The sequence below is a fragment of the Plasticicumulans sp. genome, assembly GCF_035331805.1.
Lineage (GTDB): Bacteria > Pseudomonadota > Gammaproteobacteria > Competibacterales > Competibacteraceae > Plasticicumulans.
In genome coordinates, this window is sequence record NZ_DAOLKE010000076.1 from 1 (window position 1) to 12,982 (window position 12,982).

A 12,982-nucleotide genomic window follows, 5' to 3' on the forward strand; every position below is an offset into this window, starting at 1 on the left:
GGCGTGCTGCCGGCGGCACTGGCGGCGCGCGATGCCGGCCGGGCGCTGCTGCTGCCGGCCGACAACGCCGACGAGGCGGCGCTGGTCGAGGGCCTGACCGTGCTGCCGGCCCGTCATCTGCTGGAGGTCTGCGCGCATCTGCGCGGCGATGTGCGGCTCGCACCGCACCGGCTCGATGGTCTGCCGGCGGCCGATCCGGCGCTGCCGGATCTGGCCGACGTGCTCGGGCAGGCGCATGCCAGACGCGCGCTGGAGATCGCCGCGGCCGGCGCGCACAACCTGCTGTATTGCGGGCCGCCCGGCACCGGCAAGTCGATGCTGGCGGCGCGCCTGCCGGGCATCCTGCCGCCGATGTCCGAGGCCGAGGCCATCGAGACCGCGGCCGTGGCCTCGGTCAGCACGCAGGGCTTCCGGCTGCAGGACTGGCGGCGGCGGCCGTTCCGCGCACCGCATCACACGGCCTCGGGCGTGGCGCTGGTCGGCGGCGGCGGCAATCCGCGACCCGGCGAGATCTCGCTCGCGCACCACGGCGTGCTGTTCCTCGACGAGCTGCCGGAGTTCAACCCGCGCGTGCTGGAGGTGCTGCGCGAGCCGATGGAATCCGGCCACATCACGATCGCGCGTGCGGCGCGCTCGGCCGACTATCCGGCGCGCTTCCAGCTGATCGCGGCGATGAACCCCTGCCCCTGCGGCTATCTCGGTGACGCCGAGCGCAGCTGCAGCTGCTCGCCCGAGCAGGTCAAGCGCTACCGGGCGCGCGTGTCCGGCCCGCTGCTCGATCGCATCGACCTGCAGCTCGAAGTGCCGCGCCTGCCGCGCACGGCGCTGCGCGGCGAGACTCCCGAGGAGCCGAGCGCCGTGGTGCGCGTGCGCGTGCTGGCTGCGCGCGAACGCCAGCTCGCGCGTGCCGGCAAGGCGAACGCGCGGCTCGAACCGCGGGAGCTGACGCGCGACTGCCGGCTCGGCGACGCCGAGCAGCGGCTGCTGGAGGCGGCGATGGAGCGCCTCGGCCTCAGTCCGCGCGCGTATCACCGCATCCTGAAGGTCGCGCGCACGATCGCCGATCTGGCCGCGAGCGAGGGGATCACCACGGCGCACCTGTCCGAGGCAATCGGCTACCGGCGGCTGGATCGCGGCCGCTGACGCGCTGCGGAGCGCGCGCTAGGCTGGCCGCCGGTACCGGTGCCACATTCCATCAGGCCATCAGGCCATCAGGAGACGCGCGCGATGACGCACGACCCGAACTGTCTGTTCTGCCGCATCGTCCGCGGCGAGATTCCCGCCGTGCAGGTGTTCGAGGACGAGGACACGATCGCCTTCATGGACATCTTCCCGGCCAGCGAGGGTCACGCGCTGGTGATCCCGAAGCTGCACGCCGCCAACCTGCTGGAGATGCCCGACGATGCGCTCACCGCCGTGCACCGCAGCGTCCGGCGGCTGGCGGCGGCGATGATGCGCGGGCTCGGACCGGCCGGTTTCCAGATCCGCCAGTTCAACGGCGCCGAAGCCGGACAGACGGTATTCCACTACCACGTGCACGTCGTGCCCTGCTATCCCGGCGCCCGGCCCGGCCTGCACGGCCGTGACCAGGCCGATCCGGCGGTGCTGGCCGGGCTCGCCGGACGCATCCGCGCCGCCCTGTGATCGTCCACGCCCGCAGCGGCCTGCACGGTATGCGTGCGGGCCGCCGCGGGCGGACGGCTTCAGAGGTCCGAGGCCGCCGGCCCGGGCGCGGTGGCGGACTCTGCACCGTCCGCGGGCAACCGTGCCTCCAGATCCGCCACGCGCCGCTCCAGGGCTTCGAGCCGTGCCCGCGTGCGCGTCAGCACCTGCGTCTGCACGTCGAATTCCTCGCGCGTGACCAGATCCATGCGCGCGAACGCCGCCTGCATCGCGGCGCGGAAATTCTTTTCCATGTCCTGCTGCAGCGTGCGCAGACCCGGCGGCACGCTCTCGGCGATGCGACGGGCAAATTCGTCGATGACTTTCGGGTCGAGCATGGCGGGAGTCCTCGGGGGTGGTTGGGTCCGGTCAGGGTATCCGGCCGGCGGGAACGGGGTGTGTGCACCAATATGGTGCCCTGATATGGCGCACCATTCCCTGGTGGTGCGAGCATGCGCGCGGCTTTGGTGCGCCCACGGCTTCAAACGTCTGAAACATCGGCGTGGCCGGCCAATGGCATGTCCTGTGCTTCACGCCGCAAAGCAGCATACCGCCGGCCGGGGCATCGCAGCAGCGGGCCGAGACGTCACCGGTCGCTGCGCACGGCGAATCAGATCGAACCGCGGGCCATCAGGAGCTCCCTACATGAAACTGGTCACTGCCATCATCAAGCCGTTCAAGCTCGACGACGTGCGTGAAGCGCTGTCCGAGATCGGCGTGCAGGGCATCACCGTCACCGAGGTCAAGGGCTTTGGTCGCCAGAAGGGCCACACCGAACTCTATCGCGGCGCCGAGTACGTCGTGGACTTCCTGCCGAAGGTGAAGCTCGAGATCGCGATCGATGATCCGCTGGTCGAGCGCGTCGTCGACGCCGTCACCAAGGCCGCCAACACCGGCAAGATCGGCGACGGCAAGATCTTCGTCTACGACCTCGAACAGGCGATCCGTATCCGCACCGGCGAGGCCGGTGCCGCCGCGCTCTGATCCCATCACGACAGCGCGGCCGGACCGCGCGCACCCCGGACTCATCCTTGCAGGAGTTTCCCGACAATGACGAATAACCCCCTGATCAAGGGCCTCGGCGCCCTTGGCCTGCTGTTGCTGCCGGCGCTGGCGCTGGCCCAGGAAGCCGCCGCCCCCGCCGCCGCGCCGACGCTCGATGCCGGCAACACCGCCTGGATGCTGACCTCGACGGCGCTCGTGCTGTTCATGACCATTCCCGGTCTGGCGCTGTTCTACGCCGGCATGGTGCGTTCGAAGAACGTGCTGTCGGTGATGATGCAGTGCTTCGCGATCACCGCGCTGGTGACGCTGCTGTGGGTCGTCTACGGCTACTCGGTCGCCTTCGACACGACCGGCATGGTCAAGGGCGAGGTCAACCTGTACTCGTTCATCGGCGGACTCGGCAAGGCCTTCATGGCCGGCGTCGGCCGCGACAGCCTGACGCTGACCATCCCGGAGTCGGTGTTCGCGACCTTCCAGATGACCTTCGCGATCATCACCCCGGCGCTGATCGTCGGCGCCTTCGCCGAGCGCATGAAGTTCTCGGCGCTGCTGCTGTACATCGTGCTGTGGTTCACGCTGTCCTACCTGCCGATCGCGCACATGGTCTGGTCGGGTGACGGCGCGCTGATGTGGGACTGGGGCGTGCTCGACTTCGCCGGCGGCACCGTCGTGCACATCAACGCCGGTCTGGCCGGTTTCATCGCCTGCCTCGTGATCGGCCGGCGCAAGGGCTTCCCGGTCACCGCGATGCCCCCGCACAACCTCGGCTACACGCTGATCGGCGCCTCGATGCTGTGGGTCGGCTGGTTCGGCTTCAACGCCGGTTCGGCCGTGGCTGCCGACGGTTCGGCCGGCATGGCCATGCTGACCACGCAGGTCGCCACCGCCGCCGCCGCGCTGGCCTGGATGTTCGCCGAGTGGATCGCGCACGGTAAGCCGTCGGTGCTCGGCATCGCCTCCGGCGCCGTCGCCGGCCTCGTCGCCGTGACCCCGGCCTCCGGCACCGCCGGCCCGATGGGTGCGCTGCTGCTCGGCCTGATCTCCGGTCTGGTCTGCTTCCTGGCCTCGACCAAGCTCAAGCGCGCGATGGGCTACGACGACTCGCTCGACGTGTTCGGCGTGCACGCCGTCGGCGGCATCATCGGTGCGATCCTGACCGGCCTGTTCGCCGATGCGGCCTTCGGCGGCAAGGGTCTGGCCGAGGGCGTCTCGATCGCCGATCAGCTGTGGATCCAGACCAAGGGCGCGCTGGTGACGGTCGTCTACAGCTCGCTGATCAGCTTCATCTCGCTGAAGGTCGTCGACGCGATCGTCGGCATCCGCGTCACCGAGGAAGAAGAGACCCAGGGTCTCGACATCTCGCTGCACGAGGAGCGCGGCTACATCCTGTAAGCCGCCGCCGGCCTGCTGTCAGCCGCTGCCGGGCCTTGCGCCCGGCCGGCCATCTGCCGCCGCGCATGTCCGGAGCCCGGACATGCGCGGCCTTGTTTTTGGTTTATAGTCCGGCCATCCCCATCTGGCGCACCACCCCGAGGACAGCCCCCCATGAAGCTCGTTTCCGCGATCATCAAGCCGTTCAAGCTCGACGACGTGCGTGAAGCGCTGGCCGAGATCGGCATCCAGGGCATCACCGTCACCGAGGTCAAGGGCTTCGGCCGGCAGAAAGGTCATACCGAGCTGTACCGCGGCGCCGAGTACGTCGTCGACTTCCTGCCCAAGGTGAAGGTCGAGATCGCCTGCGAGCAGTCGAATGTCGAGCGCGTCATCGACGCGATCGCGCGCGCCGCCAACACCGGCAAGATCGGCGACGGCAAGCTGTTCGTGTTCAACCTCGAACAGGCGATCCGCATCCGCACCGGCGAGACCGGCAGCGAAGCGCTGTAGGCCGGACGCTCCCCGTCTGCTTCACCCCGAAGGGCGCCTGCGGCGCCTTTCGCATCTGTGGTTCCCGGCCCCTGCCGCGGTCCCGATCCGATCCCGGCACGGATGCCGATGTCCTGCACAGCCCCGCCCATGACCGCCCGATCCCTGCGCCCCGATGCCGGTCAGCCCGGCATGCTTCGTGTTCTCTGCCTGCTGCTCGCCGGCCTGCTGCTGCTCGCCGGCTGTGATCGCGAGGACGCGCAGGCCCGTGCCAGGGCTGCCGATCCGGTGCCCTCGAACCTGCCGGCGACGCCGAAGAGCTTCGAGACCGCCAAACGCCAGCTGCTCGGCGAGGTCTACCGCGACCGGCGCGTGGATTTCTACTGCGGCTGCCGCTTCGATGCCGACAAGCAGGTCGATGCCGCCGGCTGCGGGCTGGAGGCGCGCAGCAATGCCAGCCGCGCGACGCGCATCGAGATCGAGCACGTGTTCCCGGCCGCGCAGTTCGGCAACTTCCGCCAGTGCTGGCGTGAGCCGCGCGAGTTCGCCGAATGCACGACGGCCGGCGGCCGGCGTCTCGGCGGGCGCGAGTGCTGCGAGAAGGTCGATCCGGTGTTCCGCGCCGCGCACAACGACCTGCACAACCTGTATCCGGTGGTCGGCGAGGTCAACGGCGATCGCCAGGATTACAACTGGGGCATGCTCGCCGGCGAGCAGCGCGCCTACGGCCGCTGCGACTTCGAGATCGACGCCGGGGAGCGGCGCGTCGAGCCGCCGGCGCGCATCCGCGGCGACATCGCGCGCACGATGCTGTACATGGCGCAGACCTACGGTTTCCGGCTCTCCGATCAGGACCGCAAGCTCTACGAGGCCTGGAACCGGCAGGACCCGCCGGACAGCTTCGAGCGCGAACGCAACCGCCGCATCCGCGCGCTGCAGGGCAATGCCAATCCCTTCGTCGGTGACTGAGCCCGGCCGGAGGCGGCGGGCGGGGCTTCAGTTGCGGATGCCGACCCCGCGTTTCAGCAGCCACAGCGCGAAGGCGCCGAGCCCGAGCACGAAGGCGCCGATCAGCGAGAAGGCCTGCAGCATGCCGATGTCGGACACGCCGAGGATGCCGTAGCGGAAGGCGTTGACCATGTACAGGATCGGGTTGACCAGCGACACGTTCTGCCAGAAGTCCGGCAGCAGGTTGATCGAATAGAAGATGCCGCCGAGATAGGTCAGCGGCGTCAGCACGAAGGTCGGCACGATCGCGATGTCATCGAAGCTGTTCGCGTAGATGCCGTTGATCAGCCCGGCCAGCGAGAACAGCACCGCGGTCAGGAACACGACGCCGACGGTCACGCCCCAGTGCGTGACGTGCAGGTCGGTGAAGGTCAGCGCGATCATCGTCACGACCACCCCGACCGCCAGCCCGCGCAGTACGCCGCCGCCGACGAAGCCGGCGAGGATCAGCCAGTTCGGCATCGGCGCGACCAGCAGTTCCTCGATGTTGTGCTGGAACTTCGAGCCGTAGAAGCTCGAAACCACATTCGCATAGCTGTTGGTGATGATCGCCAGCATGATCAGGCCGGGCGCGATGTACTGCGGGTAGCCGATGCCGTCCATCGGCGGCAGCTGCGCGCCGAGCAGCTTGCCGAAGATCACGAAGTACAGCGCCGTGGTCACGGCCGGCGGCAGGATGGTCTGGATCCAGATGCGCGCGAAGCGCAGGACCTCCTTGATCAGCAGCGTCACGAACGCGGTCCACCAGCCGGCGAACTCGGACGGCGGCGCTTCGCCGGCGCCGAGCGCCGGGGCGAGGATGTCGGGCGGGGTCGGTTTCATGCGGGGGTTCCGGCGGCGCGGGCCTCGGCGCCGCTCTCGACGAGACGGATGAACAGCTCTTCGAGCCGGTTCGACTTGTTGCGCAGGCTCAGCACCTCGATGCCGTGTGCGGCCAGGCCGGCAAACAGCGCGTTCATGCCGGTCTCCTTGCTGACCTCGACCTCCAGCGTCGTGTCGTCGACGCGATCGAGCACGTAGCCGGGCAGCAGCGGCAGCGCGACGAGCGGCGCGGCGAGGTTCAGCACGAAGGTTTCGGTGTGCAGGCGCGCGAGCAGCGACTTCATGTCGGTGTGCTCGACCAGCCGGCCGCGGTCGATGATCGCGATGTTGCGACAGAGGCTCTCGGCCTCTTCGAGGTAGTGCGTGGTCAGGATGATGGTCGTGCCGGCGGCGTTGGTCTCGCGCAGGAACTCCCACATCGAGCGGCGCAGCTCGATGTCGACGCCGGCGGTCGGTTCATCGAGGATCAGCAGGCGCGGGGCGTGGATCAGCGCGCGCGCGATCATCAGCCGCCGCTTCATGCCGCCGGAGAGCTCGCGCGCCATGTCGCGGGCCTTGGCCGCGAGCCCGAGCCGTTCGAGCAGTTCCTCGGCGCGCGGGCGGGCGACGTGGCGCGGGATGCCGTAATAGCCGGCCTGGTTGACGACGATCTCGATGACCGGCTCGAACTGGTTGAAGTTGAATTCCTGCGGCACCAGTCCGATCAGCCGCTTCGCCGCCCAGGCCTGGGCTTCGAGGTCGTGGCCGAAGATCTCGACGCGGCCGGCGGTCTTGTTGACCAGCGAGCTGACGATGCCGATCGTCGTCGACTTGCCGGCGCCGTTCGGGCCGAGCAGCGCGAAGAAGTCGCCGTCCGGCACGTCGAGGTCGATGCCGTGCAGCGCGGTGACGCCGCTGCGGTAGGTCTTGACGAGCTGGCGGATGCGCAGGGCGGGCGGATGCATGTCGGTGCGGCGGGGTCGGCGGGCGGGCGCCAACTATGGTCGCCTGCCCCGGACAGCGGCAAGCCGATGGCGGTATGGGCGCGGGTTGACCGTGCATAAGCCGTGCTTGCCCCCGGGCCCGGCGCGCCGGTCGCGGCTGCTACGCTCGCCGGCACGCAAGCGCCTGCAGGAGAACCCGCCATGTACCCGGACAGCGGTGAAGACCCCCCGACCGAAGCCGTCACGCTCGAACAGGCGCTCGCGCTCGCGGTCGGCTGGCAGCGCGAGGGCCGGCTCGATGCGGCGGAGCCGGTCTACCGGCAGATCCTCGCCGTACTGCCGGATCAGCCCGATGCGCTGCACTTCCTCGGTCTGCTCGAATTCCAGCGCGGGCACGAGGACGCGGCGCTTGAATGGCTCGCCCGCGCCGTCGCGGTCGCCCCCGGCCACGCGGGCCTGCGCAGCAACCATGGCAACGTGCTGCAGACCCTTGGCCGGCTCGACGAGGCCGAGCGCGAATACCGCGCCGCCCTCGCCGCCGAGCCGGCGCTGGTCGCCGCGTGGAACAACCTCGGCGTCGTGCTGCATGCCGCCGGCCGGCGGCACGAGGCGATCGAGGCCTACCGGCACGCGCTCGAACTCGAAGCCAGCTCGGCGGCCGATCACCACCGGCTGGCGACGCTGCTTGAACGCTGTCACGAATACGAGGCCGCGGCCGTGCATCACCGCGCGGCGCTCGCGCTTGATCCGCAGCACCTCGGTGCCACGCGCGCGCTCGGCCATGCGCTGTCGCGCCTCGGCCGGCTCGACGAGGCCGCCGTGGCCTACCGCGCCTGGCTCGCGCTCGAACCCGGTCATCCGCTCGCCGAACTGCGCCTTGCCGCCTGCGGCGGCGCACCGGCACCGGCGCGCTGCAGCGATGCCGTCGTGCGCGGGCTGTTCGACCAGTACGCCGGCCATTTCGACGCGCACCTGCGCGGGACGCTCGATTACCACGCGCCCGAGCGCCTCGCCGATGCGCTGGCGCTGGTGCTCGACGCCCCGGCCGCCGCGCTCGACGTGCTCGATGCCGGCTGCGGCACCGGCCTGTGCGGCCCGCTGCTGCGCCCGTATGCGCGGCAGCTGAGCGGCGTCGACCTGTCACCGAAGATGCTCGAACAGGCGGCGGCGCTGGCGATGTACGACGCACTCGAAACCGCCGAACTGTGTGCCTGGCTCAATGCTCATCCCGGCGCGTTCGACCTGCTGGTCGCCGCCGACACACTCTGTTACTTCGGGCCGCTCGCGGACTTTGCCGCCGCTGCCGCTGCCGCGCTGCGCCCGGGCGGCTGGCTGGCGTTCACGCTCGAAACCCACACCGAAGCCCTTGATCACCGGCTCAATGCCTGCGGCCGCTACAGCCACGCGCCGGATTATCCGCTGCGCGTGCTCGCCGGGGCCGGCTTCGGGCAGCTGCGCAGCCAGCCGGTCGTGCTGCGTCGCGAGCGCGGCGCGCCGGTCGAGGGCCTGGTCGTGCTCGCGCGCCGGCCGGCGACGCCCGGCTATGCTTGCGCGGACTGAACGCATCCCCGGAGACCCCCGATGCCGATCACGCAGGCGAACCGACCGGTCACGGTCAGCTGCAGCCTCGGTACCGACAAGCTGCTGCTGCGCCGGCTGCACGGCCGCGAGCGGCTCGGGCGCCTGTTCGAATACGAACTCGAACTCGCCTCCGAGGACTTCGCGATCGACCCGGCCGAGCTGCTCGGCAAGCCGCTCGGCGTCGAGCTCGAACTGCCGTCCGGCGACGGCTCGCGCTGGTTCCACGGCATCGTCGCGAGCTTCGGGCAGAGCGGCAGCGACGGGCGCATCGCCACCTACCGCGTGCGGCTGCGGCCGTGGTTCTGGCTGCTGACGCACTGCTCGGACTGCCGCATCTTCCAGGCGAAGAGCGTGCCGGACATCGTCAAGCAGGTGTTCGAGAACCTCGGCTTTGCCGACTACGAACTGAAGCTCAACGGCAGCTACGCGCCGCGCGAATACTGCGTGCAGTACCGCGAGACCGATTTCGACTTCGTCAGCCGCCTGCTGGAGAAGGAAGGCATCTTCTATTACTTCCGCCACGAGGACGGGCGCCATGTGCTGGTGCTGGTCGATGACAACGCCAGCCTCGCCGCGCAGCCCGGCTACGAGGAAGTGCCGTACTTCCCGCCCGACCAGCTCGGGCGCCGGCCGCGCGATCACCTGTGGGCGTGGTCGCAGGCGCTGAGCGTGCAGACCTCGGCGCTGACGCTGAACGACTTCGACTTCGAGCGCCCGTCGGCGCAGCTGCTGGCCGCCTCGAGCGCGAGCGGTCCGGCCGCCGGCTACAAGCGCTACGACTACCCCGGCGCCTACACGCAGACCAGCCCCGGCGAGCACTACGCGCGCACGCAGCTCGAAGCCCTGCGCACGCGCGCCGCCGAATGCCGCTTCACCGGCGATGCCCGCGGCCTGTCGTGCGGTGCGCTGTTCACGCTGAGCGGCTGCCCGAACGACAAGCTCAACATCGAACTGCTGATCACGTCGGCCGAATACCGGCTGACGCAGGACGCCTACCACAGCGGCCCGAACGCCGGGAAACTCGACTTCGAACTCGACATCGCCGCGCAGGACAACCAGCTGCCGTTTCGCAGCGAGCCGCTGACGCCGCCGGCACAGGTGCTCGGGCCGCAGACCGCGATCGTCGTCGGTCCGGCCGGCGAGGAAATCTTCACGGACAAGTACGGGCGCGTGAAGGTGCACTTCCACTGGGACCGCTACGACGGCCAGGACGAGCACAGCTCGTGCTGGATCCGCGTCGCGCAGGTCTGGGCCGGCAAGGGCTGGGGCGGGATGATGATTCCGCGCATCGGCCAGGAGGTCGTCGTCGACTTCCTCGAAGGCGATCCGGACCGGCCGCTGATCACCGGCCGCGTCTACAACGGCGAGCAGCCGGTGCCGTTCGCGCTGCCGGCCAACGCCACGCAGAGCGGCTGGCGCAGCCGCTCCAGCAAGGGCGGCTCGACGGCGAACTGCAACGAGATCCGCATGGAGGATCTCAAGGGCTCCGAGCAGCTGTTCATCCACGCCGAGAAGGACGAACTGCACGAGGTCGAGAACGACCAGACCCTGTCGGTCGGCCACGACCGCTCCGAGACCACCGGGCGCGACCGCACGCTGGTGGTCGGGCGCGACAAGTCCGAGACCGTCGACCGGCACAAGACCGTGCACATCGTCGGCAACCATGTCGAGCGCATCGACATGAACATGGAGGTCTCGGTCGCCTCGAACCTGACCGAGACCGTCGGCATCAATTATTCCGAAACCGTCGGCGCGGCGATGGAGCTGACCGTCGGCGGCCTGCTGAACATCGCCGTCGGCGCGGCGATGAGCGAGGAGGTCGGCCTGCAGAAGACCGACGTGGTCGGCGGGGCGCATTCGGTGACGATCGGCGGCAACCGCTCGATCGAGGTCGGCGGCGCCGTCACCGAGACCATCGACAAGGACCAGACCAACAAGATCGGCAAGAACCTGACCACCGAGGTCGGCGAGAACTGCAAGGAAACCGTCAAGAAGGACTACTCGCTGCAGGCCAAGCGCATCCAGCTGGTCGCCGATGACGAGATCGCGCTGAAGACCGGCTCGGCCGAGCTGACGCTGAAGAAGGACGGCACCATCCTGATCAAGGGCGCGAAGATCACGATCAAGGGCAGCGGCGACGTGGTCATCAAGGGCAGCAAGATCGCGGAGAACTGAGCATGAAGCAGATCACGCTGCGGATTCCGGCAGCACCCGCGCCGGTTCCGGCGGGCAGCGGCGGCACCGAGGGGCTCTGGAGCGGCATCGACGCCGAAGGCCGGCCGCTGGTCGACTGGCCCGGCAATGCGCACGGCGCGCCGCAGCCGGCGCGCTTCCTCGCGCACGTGCTCGACGGCCAGCGTCCGGGCCACGCGCCGCTCGCGGTCTGGCTCGATGTCTCGGGCGCGCAGCCGCTGATCCTCGGCGTCCTCGCCACGCGGCTCGCGCCGGCCGATGTCGCGCTCGACGGCGAGCGCGTCGTGCTCGAAGCCGCGTGCGAACTCGAACTGCGCTGCGGGCCGGCGCGCATCGTGCTCACGCGCGACGGCGAGGTCATCGTGCGCGGCGTCAACATCACCAGCCGCGCCGCCGCCAGCCACCGCATCCGCGGCGCGTCGGTGCAGATCAACTGACGGCCGGGCGGACCGCCACCCGCGCACCTCCACCGGCCCTCCTCCGATCCTTCACCGCTTCCTTGCCCACCCGGGGTTTTCGCGATGCCCGTGACCGTCGGCGTCAACATGCTTTCGGTCGTGCATGCCGGCAGCAACGGCATCACGACCGCGTTTCCGGATGTCTGCAAGACGCCGGCCCCGCCGGCGCCGCCGATTCCGATCCCGTACCCGAACATCGCGCAGTCGAGCGATTCGGCCTCGACCGCGAGCAGCGTCACCGCCGACGGCAATCCGATCTGCGTCAAGGATTCGAACTTCCGCATGAGCACCGGCGATGAGCCCGGCAGCCTGCTCGGCGTCGCATCGAACAAGATCAAGGGCAAGGCCGAGTTCGTGAATTTCTCGTTCGACGTGCAGGCCGAGGGCAAGAACGTCTGCCGCGCGCTCGACCTGATGCTGCACAACGACAAGAACACGCCGCCCTTCCCGGTGCTGCAGGGGCCGATCATCGCGCTGCCGTCGGACGAGGACGTGGTCTGCTGGTGCTGCGGCGAAAGTTTCTGAAGCCGTCGAACCCTTGTCGATGAGCCTCCGATGAGCACGCCTCCCGTCGCCATCACCGGCATCGGCCTGGTGTCGGCACTCGGCCTCGACGCCGTCGTCGCCTGTGCCGCGGCGCGCGCCGGTCTCAACCGCCTGCGCGCGCTCGACGTGCTGCAGTGGAGCGCGGCCGAGGTCTTCGGCGGCGAGCCGGTCGCCGGCCACGCCGTGCCGCTGGTCGCCAGCGGTTTCGTCGGCTTCGCCAAGACGCTCGCGCTCGCCCATCACGCGCTCGCCGACCTGTTCGCCCGCACCCCGCTCGCCGGCGCCGAGGCCGCGCACTTCGGGATGGTGCTGCTGGTGTCCGACGGCTTTCTCGAAGACCGCCTGCACGATCCCGAGGCCGAGGAGGACCTGCCGCCGCCCTCGCAGCGCTGGCGCGCCGAGGCGGCGCGGCTGGTCCGGCTCCGCAACCCGCAACCGAGTCGCGGCGGCTCGATGTCCCGACCGCCGATGTCACTGAAGCCTCAATCATTTCGACACTTTCGACAGGGAGGAGAGTAGGTATGGCTGCGAAGGACATTCAGTTCGGACACGACTCGCGAACCGCCGTGATGCGCGGTGTGACGGTGCTCTCGGAAGCGGTGAAGGCGACGCTCGGGCCGCGGGGCCGCGAGGTCGTGATCGAGAAGTCGTGGGGCGCTCCGCTCGTCACCAAGGACGGCGTGACCGTGGCCAAGGAGGTCGAGGTCGAAAACAAGTTCGAGAACCTCGGCGCCCAGCTCGTGAAGCAGGTTGCGAGCAAGACCAGCGACGACGCCGGCGACGGCACCACCACCGCCACGGTGCTGGCCGAGGCGATCTTCAAGGAAGGCCTCAAGATCGTCGCGGCGGGCGTCAACGCGATGGAGGTCAAGCGCGGCATCGACAAGGCGGTCGAGGCCGTCGTCGACTACCTCAAGAGCA

Annotated in this window: 15 protein-coding genes; 12 read left to right on the top strand and 3 right to left on the bottom strand. The window is 69.6% G+C overall.

Annotated features, from left to right (window positions below; genetic code table 11):
• Positions 1-1,143, top strand: a 1,143-nt coding sequence (locus tag PKE44_RS07655; RefSeq protein WP_324549722.1) for a YifB family Mg chelatase-like AAA ATPase, incomplete at its 5' end; no start/stop codon positions are given.
• An 84-nt stretch (positions 1,144-1,227) separates the two neighbouring features.
• A complete protein-coding gene (locus PKE44_RS07660; protein WP_324549724.1) occupies positions 1,228-1,644 on the top strand; it encodes an HIT family protein in 417 nt (138 codons plus the stop codon).
• Positions 1,645-1,703: 59 nt separating this feature from the next.
• On the opposite strand, the gene PKE44_RS07665 is transcribed toward PKE44_RS07660, so the two are convergent.
• On the bottom strand, positions 1,704-2,000 hold the full coding sequence (locus PKE44_RS07665) for an accessory factor UbiK family protein (protein ID WP_324549726.1): 297 nt from the start codon (positions 1,998-2,000) through the stop codon (positions 1,704-1,706).
• Positions 2,001-2,307: 307 nt separating this feature from the next.
• Between PKE44_RS07665 and glnK (PKE44_RS07670) the strand changes: the two genes are divergently transcribed.
• From glnK (PKE44_RS07670) to PKE44_RS07685, 4 genes are all read left to right on the top strand, one after another.
• A complete protein-coding gene (glnK, locus tag PKE44_RS07670) occupies positions 2,308-2,646 on the top strand; it encodes a P-II family nitrogen regulator (RefSeq protein WP_324549728.1) in 339 nt (112 codons plus the stop codon).
• A 66-nt stretch (positions 2,647-2,712) separates the two neighbouring features.
• Complete coding sequence (locus tag PKE44_RS07675) at positions 2,713-4,059, top strand: ammonium transporter (RefSeq protein WP_324549730.1); 1,347 nt, start codon at positions 2,713-2,715, stop codon at positions 4,057-4,059.
• A 153-nt stretch (positions 4,060-4,212) separates the two neighbouring features.
• A complete protein-coding gene (gene glnK, locus PKE44_RS07680) occupies positions 4,213-4,551 on the top strand; it encodes a P-II family nitrogen regulator (protein WP_324549733.1) in 339 nt (112 codons plus the stop codon).
• A 129-nt stretch (positions 4,552-4,680) separates the two neighbouring features.
• Positions 4,681-5,499, top strand: coding sequence for an endonuclease (locus PKE44_RS07685; RefSeq protein ID WP_324549735.1), 819 nt, complete (start codon positions 4,681-4,683; stop codon positions 5,497-5,499).
• 27 nt (positions 5,500-5,526) lie between these two features.
• On the opposite strand, the gene PKE44_RS07690 is transcribed toward PKE44_RS07685, so the two are convergent.
• Positions 5,527-6,360, bottom strand: coding sequence for an ABC transporter permease (locus tag PKE44_RS07690; protein WP_324549737.1), 834 nt, complete (start codon positions 6,358-6,360; stop codon positions 5,527-5,529).
• Entirely contained in the window at positions 6,357-7,304 is a 948-nt protein-coding gene (locus tag PKE44_RS07695; protein ID WP_324549739.1) for an ABC transporter ATP-binding protein, read from the bottom strand. The genes PKE44_RS07690 and PKE44_RS07695 overlap by 4 nt, the downstream gene beginning before the upstream one ends.
• Before the next feature lie 180 nt (positions 7,305-7,484).
• On the opposite strand from PKE44_RS07695, the gene PKE44_RS07700 reads away from it, so the two are divergent.
• From PKE44_RS07700 to PKE44_RS07725, 6 genes are all read left to right on the top strand, one after another.
• Positions 7,485-8,843, top strand: a complete 1,359-nt coding sequence (locus PKE44_RS07700) for a tetratricopeptide repeat protein (RefSeq protein WP_324549741.1) — start codon at positions 7,485-7,487, stop codon at positions 8,841-8,843.
• Positions 8,844-8,864: 21 nt separating this feature from the next.
• Positions 8,865-11,039 (top strand): type VI secretion system tip protein TssI/VgrG, encoded by a 2,175-nt coding sequence (tssI, locus tag PKE44_RS07705; RefSeq protein WP_324549743.1) that lies wholly within the window; start codon positions 8,865-8,867, stop codon positions 11,037-11,039.
• Between the two features lie 2 nt (positions 11,040-11,041).
• Positions 11,042-11,494: a DUF6484 domain-containing protein gene (locus PKE44_RS07710; protein ID WP_324549745.1), complete on the top strand. Its 453-nt coding sequence runs from the start codon at positions 11,042-11,044 to the stop codon at positions 11,492-11,494.
• A gap of 84 nt (positions 11,495-11,578) precedes the next feature.
• On the top strand, positions 11,579-12,040 hold the full coding sequence (locus PKE44_RS07715; RefSeq protein WP_324549747.1) for a DUF4150 domain-containing protein: 462 nt from the start codon (positions 11,579-11,581) through the stop codon (positions 12,038-12,040).
• Positions 12,041-12,070: 30 nt separating this feature from the next.
• On the top strand, positions 12,071-12,580 hold the full coding sequence (locus PKE44_RS07720; RefSeq protein ID WP_324549749.1) for a hypothetical protein: 510 nt from the start codon (positions 12,071-12,073) through the stop codon (positions 12,578-12,580).
• A 2-nt stretch (positions 12,581-12,582) separates the two neighbouring features.
• The coding region (locus tag PKE44_RS07725; RefSeq protein ID WP_324549751.1) for a TCP-1/cpn60 chaperonin family protein at positions 12,583-12,982 on the top strand (400 nt) is incomplete at its 3' end.